The sequence below is a fragment of the Ruminococcus sp. D54t1_190329_F1 genome, from assembly GCF_015551645.1.
Taxonomy (GTDB): Bacteria; Bacillota; Clostridia; order Lachnospirales; family Lachnospiraceae; genus Blautia_A; species Blautia_A faecis.
Map to the genome: position 1 here is coordinate 67196 of NZ_JADNDC010000020.1, position 17336 is coordinate 84531.

15 protein-coding genes and 2 pseudogenes are annotated in these 17336 nt (G+C 43.2%); 11 read left to right on the forward strand and 6 right to left on the reverse strand.

Going from position 1 to position 17336, the window contains the following annotated elements; translation table 11 throughout:
* The first annotated feature begins 177 nt into the window (after nucleotides 1–177).
* On the forward strand, nucleotides 178–1782 hold the full coding sequence (pckA, locus tag I2D69_RS10925) for a phosphoenolpyruvate carboxykinase (ATP) (RefSeq protein ID WP_148461930.1): 1605 nt from the start codon (nucleotides 178–180) through the stop codon (nucleotides 1780–1782).
* A 466-nt stretch (nucleotides 1783–2248) separates the two neighbouring features.
* Entirely contained in the window at nucleotides 2249–3235 is a 987-nt protein-coding gene (locus tag I2D69_RS10930; protein ID WP_118578494.1) for a DUF5688 family protein, read from the forward strand.
* 143 nt (nucleotides 3236–3378) lie between these two features.
* On the opposite strand, the gene I2D69_RS10935 is transcribed toward I2D69_RS10930, so the two are convergent.
* Genes I2D69_RS10935 through I2D69_RS21065 form a run of 3 tightly spaced genes read right to left on the reverse strand, consistent with a single transcriptional unit; the run spans nucleotide 3379 to nucleotide 5258 of the window.
* Nucleotides 3379–4173 (reverse strand): ABC transporter ATP-binding protein, encoded by a 795-nt coding sequence (locus I2D69_RS10935; RefSeq protein ID WP_118578495.1) that lies wholly within the window; start codon nucleotides 4171–4173, stop codon nucleotides 3379–3381.
* A complete protein-coding gene (locus I2D69_RS10940; protein ID WP_118578496.1) occupies nucleotides 4166–5092 on the reverse strand; it encodes an ABC transporter permease in 927 nt (308 codons plus the stop codon). Before I2D69_RS10940 ends, I2D69_RS10935 begins: the two co-directional genes overlap by 8 nt.
* 4 nt (nucleotides 5093–5096) lie before the next feature.
* On the reverse strand, nucleotides 5097–5258 hold the full coding sequence (locus tag I2D69_RS21065; RefSeq protein WP_306467811.1) for a DUF6783 domain-containing protein: 162 nt from the start codon (nucleotides 5256–5258) through the stop codon (nucleotides 5097–5099).
* Here I2D69_RS21065 and I2D69_RS21070 point away from each other — a divergent pair.
* Nucleotides 5187–5534, forward strand: a complete 348-nt coding sequence (locus tag I2D69_RS21070) for a DUF6783 domain-containing protein (RefSeq protein WP_306467812.1) — start codon at nucleotides 5187–5189, stop codon at nucleotides 5532–5534. The two genes, I2D69_RS21065 and I2D69_RS21070, sit on opposite strands and share 72 nt — an antisense overlap.
* A gap of 112 nt (nucleotides 5535–5646) precedes the next feature.
* On the opposite strand, the gene I2D69_RS10945 is transcribed toward I2D69_RS21070, so the two are convergent.
* A complete protein-coding gene (locus tag I2D69_RS10945; protein ID WP_173715881.1) occupies nucleotides 5647–6624 on the reverse strand; it encodes an ABC transporter substrate-binding protein in 978 nt (325 codons plus the stop codon).
* Between the two features lie 167 nt (nucleotides 6625–6791).
* Here I2D69_RS10945 and I2D69_RS10950 point away from each other — a divergent pair, with 167 nt between their 5' ends.
* Both I2D69_RS10950 and I2D69_RS10955 read left to right on the forward strand, forming a co-directional pair.
* Nucleotides 6792–7556, forward strand: coding sequence for an N-acetylmuramoyl-L-alanine amidase (locus tag I2D69_RS10950; RefSeq protein ID WP_118578498.1), 765 nt, complete (start codon nucleotides 6792–6794; stop codon nucleotides 7554–7556).
* Between the two features lie 90 nt (nucleotides 7557–7646).
* Entirely contained in the window at nucleotides 7647–8243 is a 597-nt protein-coding gene (locus I2D69_RS10955) for a YdcF family protein (RefSeq protein ID WP_330382702.1), read from the forward strand.
* Between the two features lie 123 nt (nucleotides 8244–8366).
* Here the strand turns inward: I2D69_RS10955 and I2D69_RS10960 are convergent, their stop codons facing one another.
* Both I2D69_RS10960 and I2D69_RS21075 read right to left on the reverse strand, forming a co-directional pair.
* A complete protein-coding gene (locus tag I2D69_RS10960) occupies nucleotides 8367–9653 on the reverse strand; it encodes a hemolysin family protein (protein WP_173715882.1) in 1287 nt (428 codons plus the stop codon).
* Between the two features lie 448 nt (nucleotides 9654–10101).
* Nucleotides 10102–10263 (reverse strand): annotated as a pseudogene (locus tag I2D69_RS21075) (DUF6783 domain-containing protein); the annotation flags it as partial.
* Here I2D69_RS21075 and I2D69_RS21080 point away from each other — a divergent pair.
* The 6 genes and pseudogenes from I2D69_RS21080 to secD all read left to right on the forward strand — a co-directional run bounded on the left by I2D69_RS21080 (nucleotide 10201) and on the right by secD (nucleotide 17190).
* Nucleotides 10201–10356, forward strand: a pseudogene (locus tag I2D69_RS21080) (DUF6783 domain-containing protein). The pseudogenes I2D69_RS21075 and I2D69_RS21080 sit on opposite strands and share 63 nt — an antisense overlap.
* Nucleotides 10357–10383: 27 nt before the next feature.
* Nucleotides 10384–12528, forward strand: a complete 2145-nt coding sequence (locus I2D69_RS10965; protein WP_195379902.1) for a hypothetical protein — start codon at nucleotides 10384–10386, stop codon at nucleotides 12526–12528.
* 88 nt (nucleotides 12529–12616) lie between these two features.
* Nucleotides 12617–12967, forward strand: coding sequence for a TIGR04086 family membrane protein (locus I2D69_RS10970; protein ID WP_195379903.1), 351 nt, complete (start codon nucleotides 12617–12619; stop codon nucleotides 12965–12967).
* A 128-nt stretch (nucleotides 12968–13095) separates the two neighbouring features.
* A complete protein-coding gene (gene scfA / locus I2D69_RS10975; protein WP_021926839.1) occupies nucleotides 13096–13236 on the forward strand; it encodes a six-cysteine ranthipeptide SCIFF in 141 nt (46 codons plus the stop codon).
* Between the two features lie 92 nt (nucleotides 13237–13328).
* The gene (gene scfB, locus I2D69_RS10980) at nucleotides 13329–14690 is read left to right on the forward strand and encodes a thioether cross-link-forming SCIFF peptide maturase (protein WP_347708394.1); all 1362 of its coding nucleotides are present in this window, start codon (nucleotides 13329–13331) and stop codon (nucleotides 14688–14690) included.
* A 73-nt stretch (nucleotides 14691–14763) separates the two neighbouring features.
* Nucleotides 14764–17190 (forward strand): protein translocase subunit SecD, encoded by a 2427-nt coding sequence (secD, locus tag I2D69_RS10985; RefSeq protein ID WP_195379905.1) that lies wholly within the window; start codon nucleotides 14764–14766, stop codon nucleotides 17188–17190.
* Nucleotides 17191–17336: the final 146 nt, after the last annotated feature.

Consider the following 17336-nt stretch of genomic DNA (forward strand, 5'->3'; position numbering starts at 1 on the left):
ATAATATAGGATAAGGAAAAAGGGAATCAATCCGGTTCCATTCCTTTGGTTTTGTACCATAGAGGCTGTGACCGCAGGTAATATTCTTTGATATGTATTACGGTGAGATGCGGACTGAAGCTATAAATCTGCATTCGCAGATGAATTCCATTTTAGAGAAAAGAGGTTAAGTGTAAGATGGCAAAAATCGATTTAACAAAGTATGGTATTACCGGAACTACAGAAATTGTTTACAACCCCTCTTATGAAATGTTATTTGAAGAGGAGACCAAACCAGGTCTTGAGGGCTTTGAAAAAGGACGGGTCAGCGAGCTTGGCGCTGTTAACGTTATGACAGGTATTTATACCGGACGTTCTCCTAAAGACAAATATATCGTAATGGATGAGAATTCTAAAGACACCGTATGGTGGACATCTGACGAATATAAGAATGATAACCATCCTGCATCACAGGAAGCATGGGAAGCAGTGAAAGAGATCGCTAAGAAAGAGCTCTCCGACAAGAGACTTTTTGTAGTTGATGCATTCTGCGGTGCTAACAAAGATACCCGTATGGCAATCCGTTTCATCGTTGAGGTTGCTTGGCAGGCACACTTTGTAACAAACATGTTCATCCAGCCTACAGAAGAAGAACTGAAAGACTTCGAGCCAGATTTCGTTGTTTACAACGCTTCCAAGGCTAAAGTAGAGAACTACAAAGAATTAGGTCTTAACTCTGAGACAGCTGTAATGTTCAACATTACAAGCCGTGAGCAGGTTATCGTCAATACATGGTATGGCGGAGAGATGAAGAAGGGTATGTTCTCCATGATGAACTACTATCTGCCACTTAAGGGCATCGCTTCCATGCACTGCTCTGCAAATACAGATATGAACGGTGAGAACACCGCTATCTTCTTCGGCCTTTCAGGAACAGGTAAGACTACACTTTCCACAGATCCTAAGAGACTCCTTATCGGTGATGATGAGCACGGCTGGGACGACAACGGAGTGTTCAACTTTGAGGGTGGCTGCTATGCTAAGGTTATCAACCTCGACAAGGATTCTGAGCCGGATATTTACAATGCAATCAAGAGAAATGCTCTTCTTGAGAACGTTACACTTGACGCAGAAGGAAAGATTGATTTCGCTGATAAGAGCGTTACAGAGAACACTCGTGTATCTTATCCAATCAACCACATTGAGAAAATCGTTCGCCCGATTTCTTCCGCACCGGCTGCTAAGAATGTTATCTTCCTTTCCGCAGATGCATTCGGAGTACTTCCTCCAGTATCTATCCTGACACCAGAGCAGACTCAGTACTACTTCCTGTCTGGATTCACAGCTAAACTTGCTGGTACAGAGCGTGGAATCACAGAGCCTACACCTACATTCTCAGCTTGCTTCGGACAGGCATTCCTTGAACTGCATCCGACAAAATACGCTGAAGAGCTGGTTAAGAAAATGGAGAAGAGCGGAGCAAAAGCATACCTGGTTAATACAGGATGGAATGGAACCGGAAAACGTATCTCCATCAAAGATACTCGTGGTATTATCGATGCAATCCTCAGCGGCGCTATCTTAACAGCACCGACTAAGAAGATTCCATTCTTTAACTTTGAGGTTCCTACAGAGCTTACAGGCGTTGACACAGGTATCCTTGATCCTCGTGACACATACGCTGATGCTTCTGAGTGGGAAGTTAAAGCAAAAGATCTTGCAGATCGTTTCGTTAAGAACTTCAAGAAATATGAAGGAAATGCAGCTGGTAAAGCACTTGTTGCAGCTGGTCCTCAGGCATAATCATTTAAGATTATTTAAGGGTCTGCCGTATTTACGGCAGGCCCTTTGTTGTTTATACTGGAAATATTTATAAAATGTTTTCTGTGAATGAAGAAAACAACCACCACAGCTTGTTGCTGTTCACGTCCCGCGAGGCGTTTTTTTGGTGAACAAAGTTTAAAGCAAATACGAGAATTACAGCGCGAAATCATGTGAACATGATTTCTGTGCATCGCGAAGCGTGCTGCTGAGAAGGTCGTGAACAGTAATAACAGCTTTTATTGCAAGGGGAAATTGTCGATAGAAAATCCTTTACAAACACATTCATATCTTATATACTATCCATACAGCAACTCAAATGGAAGCCTTATCTATTTCTAAATATCTGCTTCCATCTTTTATTTCAAATACGGATCATTTGCAGTGCACAGCAAGGTCAGTATTCGTTAGGGCATTTCGCCCGTTTTTATCAAGAAAGGAATTATATATGAGCAGAGAGTATGAGGTATTTGTGGAGAGTCTGCGCCAATCTCTAATGGAACGGCTTGGACTTAATGAGAAACAGATTTACTTTGAAGAACGGGACGAAAATGGCATGACACCAAACGGCGACCGGCTGTTTGTAGAGTGCAATGCGTCTTCAGTGGGAAAAGAAGTCTGCGGAATTCACACGGAAGAGCTTTTTGAGGATTATGAGGATGGTGTTTCACTGGAACAGATTGCAAAAACAGTGGAAAGTGAAATACGTAAATTAAAAACAGCTGGATTTTTTGAGAAAACCAAAAATCTGAATAACTACGAAAAGGTGAAAAATGATCTTTTTATCCGGGCACTTAATGTAGAACGCCATGAACGGGAACTGTCGAAGGCAGTATACCGTGTAGTGGGCGATATTGCACTTGTGCTATACATGCAGGTGGGAAATTTGGATGGCCGGATCAGCAGCATGAAAATACGCACGGATAACATAAAAGAATGGGGAAAGGATGAAAAGACAGTTTTTGACGCAGCTCTTCTAAACACGTATTTTATTTCGCCGCCCAGAATTTTTTATTGGGAAAAACTGGTCTACAATCCAGATTATGATGGAGAATGCTTCATGGATCTGAACCATGAATTCTATCTGACAAGGGACAGCATCGGAAGCTGTCTGAGCACTGCCAGAAGGACAAACGGAGCCGTTGCAATATTCTTGCCAGGCGTGGCCAAAAGGCTTGCAGATCTGATGGATGCAGATTTCTATATGGTTTTTACGAGCATTCATGAGGTGATGATCCACAACGCTGATCATTCTTATCCGGAGGATCTTGAAAATGTTTTGAGAGAAACTTTGCGGGAGGCAACTCCGGAAGAAGATTTTCTCACGGACAAAATATACAGATATTGTAGAGAGACCGGAGATTTTCTGATGTATAAAGGCACCGTATTTATTGATTTAAACAAGTTGAAATCTGACAGTGAAGAGAACGGATAAACAGATAGAAACAAGTGTAGTTACGTCATTTTCGGACTTTTTGTACAATGGGTGTTTTCGGCAGAAATTTTGATTGCAAAAAAGAACTGCAGTCAGATTGTAAACCAATCTGCTGCAGTTTCTAAAAACCAAATTATGAATTTCTATCCGAGAATTGCGGAATCGTTGGAGAACTCTTCTCCGCTGGCTTCCTCAAATTTATCAAGAAGCTGTTTTACGGTAAGCTTTTTCTTTTCTTCTCCTTGGATATCAAGAATGATTTTTCCGTTCATCATCATGATCAGGCGGTTGCCGTGAGCAATGGCGTCCTTCATGTTATGTGTGATCATCAGTGTAGTAAGGTGATCGCGGTTGACAATCCTGTCTGTGATATCCAGCACCTTGGCAGCTGTTTTGGGGTCAAGGGCTGCGGTATGCTCATCAAGAAGGAGAAGCTTTGGCTTCTGAAGGGTTGCCATGAGAAGCGTAAGTGCCTGTCTCTGACCTCCGGAAAGAAGACCCACCTTAGAGGTAAGACGATCTTCAAGACCAAGATTCAGAATCTTCAGAAGCTCTTTGTACTCTTCTCGTTCGGCTTTTGTAATACCAGAACGAAGAAATCTTGTTTTTCCGCGGCGTTTTGCAAGGGCAAGATTTTCTTCAATACCCATGGTAGCAGCAGTTCCGGTCATGGGATCCTGAAATACACGTCCCAGATAAGCTGCTCGCTTGTACTCGGAAAGTTTGGTGACATCTGTTCCGTCAATGATGATCTGTCCCTCGTCTACTGGCCATACACCGGCAACTGCGTTCAGCATTGTGGATTTTCCGGCACCGTTGCCGCCGATGACAGTAACAAAGTCGCCTTCATTTAATTTCAGGGAAAGTCCGTTCAGAGCCACCTTTTCGTTGATGGTTCCTGGATTAAAGGTTTTATATATGTTTTTGATCTCAAGCATTGTTCTTACCTCCGCGTTTTGCTGGTTTTGCGAAATATTTTCCCTTCCAGTAAGGCACTGCCAGGAATACAGCTACTACAAGTGCAGACAGCATTTTCAGAAGGTCAGTGTCGATACCCATCCAGATAACAGTCTGGAGAACCAGATAGTAGAGAATGGAACCAAATGCTACGGCCAGAAGACGGAGCGCGAAATTGCGGAAAATACGGCTGAAAATCGCTTCGCCGATAATAACAGCAGCAAGTCCGATTACGATAGCACCACGTCCCATATTGACGTCTGCAAATCCCTGATACTGTGCAAGCAAGGCACTGGAAAGAGCAACAAGTCCGTTGGAAATCATAAGTCCAAGTACTTTGCAAAAATCAGTGTTGATACCCTGTGCACGGGACATGTTTGGATTGCATCCGGTAGCCCGGAGGGAACATCCAAGCTCTGTTCCAAAAAACCAGTAAAGAACTGCGATGATCACAACAATAAATAAAGCGACGATAAGAATTGTGTTCTGAGTGATCGGTACATTTTTTATACGGCGTAAGGAAATCAGGATCGGGTATTTATCAACGTTGATAGCCTGGTTTGCTTTTCCCATGATTTTCAGGTTAACAGAGTACAGGGAAAGCTGTGTCAGGATTCCAGCAAGGATGGCCGGGATTCCCATAAAGGTATGGAAAATACCGGTAACAAGACCAGCTGTCATACCAGCCAAAGTGGCAACTAAAAGAGATACCCATACGTTATGTCCGCTGGTCATCATCATGACGCAGACAGCACCTCCGGTACACATGGTACCGTCTACGGTCAGATCGGCGATGTCAAGGACACGGAATGTAAGATATACGCCAATAGCCATAATACCCCAGATCAGACCCTGGGCAGCGGCACCCGGAAGTGCCATGATTAAGTTTGCAATTTGCATGTCTTTATCCTCCTGCATGCGTGATTTGTTTGCTGGAGCGTGTTTGAAAAAACATTTTCGCAATTTGTACGCCCCACTGTGCGGTATATTTTGCCTGAATTCGGTTGTCGTAGCCCGTTACGACGACCTCACCCGGACAAAATCTCCCACAAATTGTGACACACATCTTGCAGAAAGTCTTTTACAAATACACTCTGGTGTTCACTGTGTGAACATCAACATTTGTTTTGTGGACAAATGTTTGAAAAAGACAGTTACTGGAATCTTTATAGTGTTTTGTATGTGGAGTAACTGGCTTTTTGTTATTTGCGTAAACAGAAATATTCATTTTGGAAGAAATGCTATTTTATGCATAATTATGCATAAAATATACTTAAAAATACATTCCTTCAGAAACGACACAAACAGCGAGAGAGGCTTCCCTTCCCGCTGTCTGTGTTGATTACTGTCAGAGTCTTTTGACAAGCTCTAAAAGCAACTGAATGTCTAAATTAACTGTCAAACAAATATGAAAATTTTTATTGTGCATTACTGCATATGTTATAAACCAGTAATTATTCTGCGTCAGCACCGATTGCAACATAGTCATCCGGAACTTCAATTCCCAGCTCAGCACAGATGTCTGCATTGTATTCTTTTGTGAAGTTTGGTGCATATTCGATTGGCATTGTGGAGATATCTTCACCATCTTTCAGAATTTTAACTGCCATTTCACCAGTTGCTTTTCCAAGATCATAGTAGCTGATGGAAAGTGTAGCAACACCGCATCCGGAGCAGATTCCTTCTTCACCTGCGATTACCGGAACCTTTGCCGGAAGGCAGATGTTGTTGATCAGCTCTGTGTTGGAAGCTGCTGTGTTATCGGTAGGAACATAGATAACGTCACTGTCTGCAACTGCATTTGTTACAACAGAAGAAATATCGTTGGAGTCAGAGAATGCGTAGTATTCGCAAGTGTATCCAAGATCTTCAAGAGCTGCCTTCACCGTATCAACCTGATACTGGGAGTTTGGTTCTGCGGAGCAGTACAGAAGTCCTACAGTCTTAGCATCCGGGAAAAGTTCATTCAGCATTGCTGCCTGCTGGTCGAGAGGAGCAAGGTCTGAAGTACCGGAAATATTGCCGCCTACAGTACCATCAAAATCTGTAAGGTCAAGAGCTACGCCATACTCTGTAACTGCAGTTCCAAGAATCGGGATATCGCTTGTTCCGGCAGCAGCTGCCTGAAGAGAAGCAGTAGCATTTGCAAGGATAAGGTCTACGTTACTGGATACGAAGTTGTTGATGATCGTACTACATGTTGCGGAATCACCCTGTGCATTCTGCTCATCAAATGTTACGTTTTCTTCGCCAAGACCTTCTTTTACTGCATCTTCAAATCCCTGTGTTGCTGCATCCAGTGCTTCGTGCTGAACTAACTGGCAGATACCAATATTGTATGTTTTCTGCTCTTCAGCGTGTACGGTTACTGTACCTGCAAGACCTGCTACCATAGCTCCGGTCAGAATTACTGACAAAACCTTTCTTTTCATATTTTATTTCCTCCTTAAAAAGTGTTTTCGTGTTTTAAAGTGCTTTTTCTGCTTTAAAGTATTGCCTGCACAAAATAATACCGCTTTAAAGTGTAAAAGTCAAGTCGCTTTTGTAATTTTTTTACATATCCTAATAGAGAAATAGTATTTGAAAAGGAAATTTTGACATGCCATATTCTATTATGATTGACGCCGGGCATGGCGGCAACGACCCGGGAGCGGTATATAAAGGGCGCAGAGAGAAAGATGACAATTTTGCTCTGGCTATGGAGGTTGGAAGAATTCTGTCTGAAAACGGAGTTGATGTTTTATATACAAGAACTACAGATGATTACATTTCTCCTTTTGAGCGGGCAAGGCTGGCAAATGAGGCAAAAGTGGATTTTTTTATCTCTTTTCACAGGAACAGCAGCCCTGAGGTGAATCAGTATAATGGTGTAGAAGTGCTGGTTTATGATAAAAACGGAATTAAGTATGAAATGGCACAGAATATTGTAGGTGCTCTGGGCGAATTGGGATTCCGTGAAATTGGAGTCCAGGCAAGACCGGGCCTTGTTGTGCTGCGAAAAACAAAAATGCCGGCGTTGCTTATTGAAACTGGATTTTTAAATTCTGACAAAGATAATCAGCTTTATGATGAAAAAAATGCTGAGATCGCGCAGGCTATTGCCGGGGCGATTCTTGGAACTCTGGATCAGCAGCAGGGTGAAGAACCTTTGTATTACCGTGTACAGACTGGAGCTTTTCGCAAACGGGAAAATGCGGATCGAATGCTTTACTTGCTTCAGGAAAAAGGTTATCCGGCATATATTTTGCAGGATGGAGAACTTTATAAGGTTCAGGTAGGTGCATTTTTACAGCTGGATAATGCTATCCGTATGGAACAGAAATTGCGGGAGGATGGGTACTGTACGTTGATTGTGACGAAGTGAAAAGAAAGTAGAAAAAAGCAGGAAAAAAAGTTATAATGGAAAATCATAAGTGCAGGGGAAAGTCCTCTGGCAGAAAGAAGGAACAAAAGCGTGAATTATAATGAATTTATGAAAAATGTGGAGGAGTTTGTTTTTGCCGAGAGCCAGCCGGAAAAAGCAGATATCATTTTCGTGCCGGGAAATGGTTTCCCGGATATGGCAGAAAAAGCAGCTTCTTTATATAGAGAAGGATATGCCCCCTATATTTTGCCAAGCGGAAGATACAGTATTACACTTGGCAAATTTGCAGGTGTGCAGTCAAAAAAAGAAATATATGGCGGAGATTATGAGACGGAATGGGAATTCCTGAAAAATGTACTTTTGAAAAACGGAGTTCCGGAAGAGGCTATTCTGATGGAGAATCAGGCTACCTTTACCTATGAAAATGCAATTTTTTCCAGGCAGGTGACAGACCTTCACAAAATTCATGTGAAAAAAGCGATTCTGTGCTGCAAAACTTACCATGCCAGAAGATCACTGATGTATTATCAGCTTTTATATCCGGAGACGGTAATTATGGTATGTCCGGCCTGCCCGGATGGAATTACCAGGGAGAACTGGAGAGAAACAGAAACTGGTGTGGAGGCTGTTACCGGCGAAATAGACAGGATTGTCAAGCAGTTTTGTTTAATGCTGGGAAATCGGTGAGATAAGAAAAATCCGAATGATCCGTTTTGGAAACATTCGGATTTTTACAATTGAAATCTACCGGAAATACCGGCATTTGCAGGCTTGCAGATTATGAAAAAATCAGCAGTATGACAGATTCATTTATGCGTCAGCAGCTTCTGGATTTTCTTTATGCTCTGGCAGCCAGATATGCACCAGTTCAATACGGTTCTTATCCAGTTCATCTACAACAAGATGCATGCCGTCTTCCAAAGTGACAGATTCGCCCTCGCGTGGGAGGCAGTCAAGCTGTTCAATAATATATCCGCCTACAGAATCGTAGTCCTCTGATTCAAGTTTGGTACCCAGTGCTTCGTTGACATCATCCAGTTTGGCAGAACCAAGAACTTCATACTCCCGGCCAGGCTGAATTTCACGGATCGGTTCTTCCTCATCTTCGTCATATTCATCGCGGATTTCACCTACGATTTCCTCCAGAAGATCCTCAAGAGTGACAAGACCGGCAGTGGAGCCGTATTCGTCGAGAACGATTGCAAGGTTTACGGAAGCTTTTCTCATTTCCATCATAAGATCTGTGGTACGCTTATATTCATAAGTGAAATAAGGCTCACGGAGAATCTTACGGATAGAAAACGGTTCATTTTCCGGATAGAGAAGAAGATCCTTAATATTGATAATTCCAATCACATTGTCTGTGTTATCCTCATAAACAGGAAAACGGGTGTGCATATCTTCTTTGAAAATATCCATAAGTTCCTGATAAGTGGAATCCACGTCAATAAAAGTCATGTCAATTCTGGGAATCATTACATCTTTGGCAGCAGAATCACCGAAATCAAACACATTGTAGATCATCTGCTTTTCTTCCCGCTCAATAACACCGTTTTCCTGCCCTACATTTACCATAGAACGAAGCTCATGTTCTGTGATGGTGTCTTTCTTCGCATTGGGGTCAACACGAAGGAGAAAAAGAATGCCGTTAGCCAGTTTTCCCACAATGTAAATAACCGGGGTCAGTACTGTCATAAGCGCATATATAGGTCTGGCATAGGTGAGCGCCAGATCATCCGCTTTCAGTGTGGCAATGGTCTTCGGGGTGATCTCGCCAAACAGAAGTACCAGCAATGTCATAACGCCGGTAGCCACGCCGATATACATGCTTCCAAATACTTTCATGGTAAAAGTGGTAGCAAGGGAAGAGGCTGCAATGTTTACAATGTTGTTTCCGATTAAAATTGTACTGAGCATTTTTCCAGAATTGGAAATTATTTTCTCCAGGATAATGGCTCGCTTGTTTCCCTGTTCAGCCAGGGAATGGATCCGAATGCGGTTGGCAGCCGTCATGGATGTCTCCGCAGAGGAAAAGAAGGCGGACAACAGCACCAGAATCAGTATGGTGACCGCCTGTATAGGAACACTTGAATCCAAACTATATTCACTCCTTTTTTTATGTATTAAAAAGAATATACATGATTCAGGCTTAAAATGCAAGGAAAAAGCATTTGAGTTGTTACTGTTCCTGGTAACGTTCCGCGAGGTGTTTTTTGTGAACAAAGTTCACAGAAAACCCGAGAATTAAGTTTGCGTAGCAAACGCTACTTCTTGTGCTTGTCACAAGAAGGTTCGTTTTTCTGTGCATCGCGAAGCGCGTTACTGGTCACGGAATGAACAGTACTTTGAGTTTATGGATTGCGAAAAGTAACGAAAAAAGTGGAATTAGGGGTGTCGAAAAAAGAAGAACTGTGTTATAATTCAGTTCGGTAAAAAAATAAATTATTACAAAATATTTACAAAAGAGTAAAGATTTGATATAGTGTAGGTTAAGGGCTGAATAACTACTGTGAATCACAGTGTGAAAATTCACCTGTTTATAATTTTAGATTGATTTTGGACAGTTGTACTGCCTTTGGATTATATAGATTTTATGATTGATGTGGATTTGGCTAGAGTGTGTTTGAAAAAGGCTTTCTGCAAGATGTGCGTCACAATTTGTGGGAGATTTCGCTCGAATGAGGGCGCCGTAGCGGGCTACGGCAACTGAATTCGGGTGAAATCTCCCGCAAAGTGGGGCGTGCAGATTGCGGGAATGATTTTTCAAACAGGCTCTAGGGATGTGGGCAGTTACATTTAATATACATATTATGACAGAGGTGCCAGGATGAAAAAGAAGAAAAACGTTATGTACAGAAAAAGCGTATCATTACTTGCGGCAGCTGCGATGACAGCAGTACTTATGACAGGACAGGTTTATCCAGTAGTTGCATGGGGGCAGAATACAGAGACCAGACTTGAGAAACCCAGTCTGATTCCGGATAATATCACAATTGATCAGCCGATTGCTCTTTCGGAGGTGACATTGCCGAAAAGTGATTATGGAACGCTTTCCTGGGCGGATGATTCTTATATACCGGATAAAAGAGTGCAGACCTGCGAAGTAGTATTTAAACCAGCAGCAGACGTGGATCTTTCTTATATTTCCGGATGGGATTCTGAGAAAAAAGTTGTGAAAGGTAAGATCACAGTTGTTGTCAGCAGCATAGAAGAGAGTTCTGAAGATCAGCCTTCTGATACTGCTGCAGATGTGGAAACAGGTGACGAGAGCAGTGAAGCATCTGTCCCGGACGACACAACTTTTGACAATAAAGATACAGATATAAAATCTGATGATGCGGCAGTTCCAGGTGAGAATCAGCAGAATGATTCAGAAACTTCAGGGAAGACAGAAGATCAGACTGAGAATGCGGAAAACAAGCAGAACAGTGAAGCAGATAAGAAAGAAGAAACTATCGAGAGCACTCCGGCTTCTAATGAAGCAAAATCTGAAGACAACACCGAAGCTGCTGCGGGAATTACAACCCCGGCAGAAAAAACAGAAGCAGCGGCTCCTGCAATGGAAGAAACTGTAGATTCTGAAGATATTCAGGAGGAAGCTGCAGAAGAGTCAAAAGCTGATACAAGTTCATATACAGCTGCAGAAGAGTCAAAAGCTGATACAGGTTCAGATACAGCCGCAGATAGCATAGAGAGTACAAATTCTGATAATGGTGAGGATGCAGCATCTGACAATGTGCAGACCGCAGATTCCTCAGATGATACTGGAAAACTGAACGAAACTTTTGGTGAGATGATGCCTGGTGCTACCATTCTTGATGGTACAGGGGATTCTGGAAAAAATGAGAACACAGAAGAGAAAAAAGATACCACAGATACAACAGACACCACGGATGTAAAAGACACAACAGACCCTACAGAGGATGACCAGAAAAATATATTTGATAATCCTCTTGACTTTACCACAGCGGATACAAGACCGGCAACTGCTGAGGACGATCTCACAGAAGAAGAGCAGGCTGCAAGGGCTGCTCAGAATCATAGTTGTGAGGGAATTTCTGTATCAGGCATAGATCTTCCCTGGTATGTCCAGTTCCAGGTGACCAGTGGTGAAAATTACGAATTTAAAAATGAAGATAATGCTACGATCTTCCAATCCTATGAATTTAAATTATGGGATCTGAAGAATAATACAGAGTATGAAATTCCGGATGGACAGTATGTAAGCGTAACGATTCCTGTCAAAGAAGGATATAAATATTCGATTGAGCATCTTCTTGATAATGGTGCGACAGAGACCATTATTCCCAGTGTAAACGGAAGCACCATGGTATTCAGCACACATTCTTTCAGCCCGTTTGGAATTGCAGGTTTTCGTCCAATCGTAGGAGAGGACATTGCAAATGGAGCGTATGGCGATGGAAGTACACCAACTCCTACACCTACTGTGACGATCAGTGGAACACCTATCCCGTCTCCATCTGTGACCGGAGCTGGTACGAATGGAACAAATGGATCCGGAACGGGTAAAACGGATAGCAATAGCGGAAATGAAACTGGTGGAAATACAGGTGATTCAAATGGAATCAGCAATGGAAATACAAATGGCTCTTCCAATGGGACTTCAGGAACCGGAAATGGTGGTTCTTCATCTGGTACCGGAAGCTCTGACGACAGTGACAATTCCGGAACCAGCAATACACCAGGTGCGGCATCTGATGGAACTGTAAATCCCGGTACAACAGATGGCAGTTCTTCAAATGGAACAGGTTCCAGTACAAACGTGGGACAGACTGCAGGAAACACTGCAGGAAATACGGCTAATACCTCAAACGGAAATAACGGTCAGAGTCAGAATTCAAATGCGGTAAAGACTGGTGACAACACCATGATCCTTCCTTTTGTGATTCTTGTGATTGCTGCTGCCGCTGTGATCATTATTGTAATTGTTGTCCGCAAAAAGAAAAGATAAAGCAGACAGGATAATTAAAACGGACATTCATAATCCATGAATAACGAAGCCAGCCCTTCCATATATTACATATGGGAGGGCTGTTTTTATGAAGGTAAGAGTCATTTTAAAATCTTTACTTTTTTCCTATGCAGTTACCGGAGCGTTTCTTTTGCTTCTGGCATTCCTTTTATTCCAGTTTGACCTGGGAGAAAAGCCTGTGTCAGCAGGAATCGTAGCTGTGTATATTTTGTCCTGTTTTTCAGGAGGCTTTATGTCAGGAAAAATCCTGCGCACAGATAAGTATTTATGGGGAATTCTGGTAGGGGCTTTTTACTATTTGCTTTTGATTACGGTATCTTTTGTAGTGCAGGGAAAATGGGATATGAGTCTGGTACATGCAGTTACTACTTTTTTCATGTGTCTGGGTGGTGGTGCTCTTGGCGGGATGTTGTCTTAGAGCATGTTTGAGAAATCATTCCCGCATTTTTTGCAAAGATTCCCACTCTGTCCAATAAAAAATGCTTTAAAAATAAAAAAAAATATGATATACTAGGCAAAGATTATATACATAAGGAGGCTAATACTATGCAGCATATCAAAACATTAAATACAAAGAACCTGCAGAACACTGTAAAGAAAGGCGGCTGCGGCGAGTGCCAGACATCATGTCAGTCCGCATGCAAGACATCCTGTACAGTAGGAAACCAGAGCTGCGAGAACAAATAAGTCGGGCAACTGGAAACGTATGTAAGCAGCGGTGTAAAAGCCGCTGCTTATTCATGCAATAGGAAAGAATGAAAGGATATACTAACATGAGTCTGATTCACCGTTATCAGAACAATGGCTACAACATCGTGCTGGACATCAACAGCGGATGTATCCATGTTGTGGATGAAGTGACCTACGAAGTACTTCCTTATATGGAAGAAGGTCTGGACACAGCTGCCATTGTAGGAAAACTGGGAGATCAGTTTTCAGAAGAAGATATTAAGACATCAGTGGCAGAGTGTGAGAAGTTGAAAGACGATGGCATGCTTTTCACCAGAGATGTATATGAGAATGCTATTGATACATTTACCAAGAACCGTCAGACAGTGGTGAAAGCTCTCTGTCTGCACATCGCCCACGATTGTAACCTTGCCTGTCGCTACTGCTTTGCAGAAGAAGGAGAGTACCACGGAAGACGAGCTCTCATGTCTTTTGAGGTAGGGAAGAAGGCACTGGATTTCCTGATCGCTAATTCAGGCTCCAGACACAATCTGGAGGTGGATTTCTTTGGCGGCGAGCCGCTTATGAACTGGCAGGTTGTTAAGGACCTGGTAGCATATGGCCGTGAGCAGGAGAAAATTCACAATAAAAAATTCCGCTTTACCCTTACTACCAACGGTGTTCTGCTGAACGATGAGGTAATGGAATTTTGCAACAAAGAGATGGGAAATGTGGTCCTCAGTATTGATGGCCGCAAGGAAGTTCACGATTTTATGCGCCCATTCCGCAAAGGGGCAGGAAGCTATGATCTGATCCTTCCGAAATTCCAGAAATTTGCAGAGTCCCGTAACCAGGACAAGTATTATGTAAGAGGAACCTTCACTCATCATAATCTTGATTTCTCTCAGGATGTTCTTCATCTTGCAGACCTTGGATTCAAGCAGATTTCCGTGGAGCCTGTAGTGGCAGATCCATCTGAGGAGTACGCACTTCGGGAGGAAGACCTGCCGAAGATTATGGAAGAATACGATCTTCTTGCGAAAGAGATGATAAAACGCGAGAAAGAAGGAAAAGGCTTTAATTTCTTCCATTTCATGATCGACCTTACCGGTGGTCCCTGCGTATACAAGAGACTCTCCGGATGCGGAAGCGGCACAGAATATCTTGCCGTAACTCCATGGGGGGATTTTTACCCATGCCACCAGTTTGTTGGAGAAGAAGAATATCTGATGGGAAATGTGGATGAAGGGATTACGAGACCTGACATCCAGAAGGAATTCGGATGTTGCAATGTTTACACTAAGCCAGCCTGCAAGGATTGCTTTGCAAGATTCTACTGCAGTGGCGGATGCGCAGCAAACGGATATCATGCCCATAAGGATATCAGAAGCAATTATGAAATCGGATGCGAGCTCCAGAGGAAGCGTGTGGAGTGCGCCATCATGATAAAAGCCGCACTGGCAGAAGACTGATAGCACTTCGCCAGCTGCGAAGATTTCTGTCAGCCCCTGCTTTTGCGAAAAACAAAAAAGAAGGGACAGAACAATGAAAAAATCAAGAGGTATCTTAGTCCTGATCCTGACTGCCATCGTTACCGTATTCTTCTGCTATACGGCTGCTGTAGGTATTGGCCCTACAGGAACCGGTGCCATGAAGAATATCAAGACCGGACTTGATCTGGCTGGTGGTGTCAGCATTACATATCAGGCAAAGGACAGCAACCCAAGCAGTGAAGACATGAGCGATACTGTGTACAAGCTGCAGAAACGTGTTGAGCAGTACAGCACAGAGGCTCAGGTATATCAGGAAGGCTCTGACCGTATCAATGTAGAGATTCCTGGTGTAACAGATGCAAATGCTATTCTGGAAGAACTTGGCCAGCCAGGTTCCCTGTGCTTTATCACACAGCAGGATGATGATGGAAACGCAAACTTCCAGGCAGATTCCAGCAGCGAGACCGGATACTCTCTGGCAAGAAGTCTTGATGAGATCCGTGCAGCCGGCTCTGTGGTTTTGGAAGGTACAGATGTGGCAGATGCTACAGGCGGTGCAATCCAGCAGCAGAATTCCAGCAGCAGAGAGTACGTGGTAGACCTGACTCTTACAGACGAGGGCAAAACAAAATTCGCAGAGGCAACTCAGAACAATGTTGGAAAACAGATCGCGATTATCTATGACAACGGCGTATTAAGCGCTCCAAGAGTAAATGAAGCCATCACAGGCGGTAAGGCACAGATCAGTGGTATGGAAAGTGTTGAGAGAGCACAGGAGCTTGCTTCCTATATCCGTATCGGATCCCTGAGCCTTGAACTGACAGAGCTTCGTTCCAGCGTTGTAGCTGCACAGCTCGGTGAAGAAGCAATCTCCACCAGCCTTATTGCAGGTCTGATCGGTCTGATCATCGTAATTCTGTTTATGATCATCGCTTACCGTGTACCTGGTGCAGTTGCAGGCCTTTCCCTGATTTTCTACACAGCGACCATTCTGCTTACCTTAAATGCATTTGACATTACCCTTACGCTTCCGGGTATTGCAGGTATCATCCTTGGCATTGGTATGGCAGTAGATGCGAACGTTATTATTTATGCACGTATCCGTGAGGAGATCGGTACAGGCTCTACCGTAAGATCCGCGATCAAAGCTGGTTTCTCCAAGGCTTTTTCCGCAATCTTTGATGGAAACATCACAACCCTGATCGCAGCATTCGTTCTGATGTGGCTGGGTACTGGTTCTGTTAAAGGATTTGCATATACACTGGCACTTGGTATTGTGATTTCCATGTTTACAGCTCTGGTATTTTCCAGACTTGTGATCAATGCATTATATGCAGTTGGCGTTCGCGATGAGAAATTCTATGGAAAGACTGAAGAGAAGAAAGTCATTAACTTTGTTGGAAAGAGAAGATTATGCTTCACCCTTTCCATTATCCTGATCCTTGCCGGACCAGCCACTATGCTGATCCACAAGGCTACAGGCGGAAAAGCCCTGAACTACAGCCTTGAGTTTTCAGGTGGTACTTCTACCAATGTCACCTTTAACGAAGATATGGACATTAAGACCATTGATTCTGAGGTTACACCTGTAGTGGAAGAGGTTACAGGAGATAAGAATGTACAGCCTACTAAGGTTGTTGGAACAAATCAGGTTATCATCAAGACACGTTCCCTGAATCTTGACGAACGTGAGGCACTGAATAAGGCACTTGTTGACAAGTTTGGTGTAGATGAATCCCTGATCCAGGCAGAGAGTATTTCCTCCACTGTCAGCAACGAAATGAGAAGAGATGCTGTAGTAGCCGTTTTTGTTGCCACTATTTTCATGCTTCTTTACATCTGGTTCCGTTTCAAGGATATCCGTTTTGCAGGAAGTGCGGTACTTGCACTTCTTCATGATGTGCTTGTTGTCCTTACATTCTATGCGATTTCCAGAATTTCCGTAGGAAATACTTTTATCGCTTGTATGTTGACTATTGTTGGTTATTCTATCAACGCCACGATCGTTATCTTCGACCGTATCCGTGAGAATCTTCACGGAAGCAAGCGCGTAGATGAGCTCGAGGAAGTGGTGAATAAGAGTATTACACAGACACTTACCAGAAGTATTTATACTTCCCTTACTACCTTTATCATGGTAGCTGTTCTTTATATCATGGGTGTATCTTCCATCCGTGAGTTCGCAGCTCCGCTGATGGTTGGTATTATCTGCGGTGCTTATTCTTCTGTATGCATTACCGGAGCTCTCTGGCTGGTAATGAAAAAGAAAATTGGCGGCGGACAGGCTCAGACTGTAAAAGCTACAGCTGGTGCTGCTCCGGTTAAACAGTCTGTTTCAAGTGCAAAGGCACCAAGTGCTCCAGCTGCAAATGGACAGACCCAGCCGAAGAAGAAAAATCGTAAGAGAGTTCAGGAGCGTCTTGCAGCCCAGGAGGCGGCTAAGAATGCTGAGAATGGTTCTTCTGAGGAAGACAGATAATTAAATGAACTTAAGCCAGGACAGGTGGAAACATCTGTCCTGGCTTGCTTTTTATGTAAAATTCTATTACTATTTAGTGGGTTGAAAAGTTCTTTAGGAGGGACGCATTTGGACAATGTGTATTACTCACTCGCCGGCGCAACGCT

Coding starts and splice junctions, on each gene's coding strand:
- I2D69_RS10930 (WP_118578494.1), top strand. CDS start 2,249: ATGAGCAGAGAGTATGAGGTATTTGTGGAGAGTCTGCGCCAATCTCTA.
- I2D69_RS10965 (WP_195379902.1), top strand. CDS start 10,384: ATGAAAAAGAAGAAAAACGTTATGTACAGAAAAAGCGTATCATTACTT.
- I2D69_RS10935 (WP_118578495.1), bottom strand. CDS start 4,173: ATGCTTGAGATCAAAAACATATATAAAACCTTTAATCCAGGAACCATC.
- I2D69_RS10970 (WP_195379903.1), top strand. CDS start 12,617: ATGAAGGTAAGAGTCATTTTAAAATCTTTACTTTTTTCCTATGCAGTT.
- I2D69_RS10950 (WP_118578498.1), top strand. CDS start 6,792: ATGCCATATTCTATTATGATTGACGCCGGGCATGGCGGCAACGACCCG.
- I2D69_RS10945 (WP_173715881.1), bottom strand. CDS start 6,624: ATGAAAAGAAAGGTTTTGTCAGTAATTCTGACCGGAGCTATGGTAGCA.
- secD (WP_195379905.1), top strand. CDS start 14,764: ATGAAAAAATCAAGAGGTATCTTAGTCCTGATCCTGACTGCCATCGTT.
- scfA (WP_021926839.1), top strand. CDS start 13,096: ATGCAGCATATCAAAACATTAAATACAAAGAACCTGCAGAACACTGTA.
- I2D69_RS21065 (WP_306467811.1), bottom strand. CDS start 5,258: ATGTGTGTCACAATTTGTGGGAGATTTTGTCCGGGTGAGGTCGTCGTA.
- pckA (WP_148461930.1), top strand. CDS start 178: ATGGCAAAAATCGATTTAACAAAGTATGGTATTACCGGAACTACAGAA.
- I2D69_RS10940 (WP_118578496.1), bottom strand. CDS start 5,092: ATGCAAATTGCAAACTTAATCATGGCACTTCCGGGTGCCGCTGCCCAG.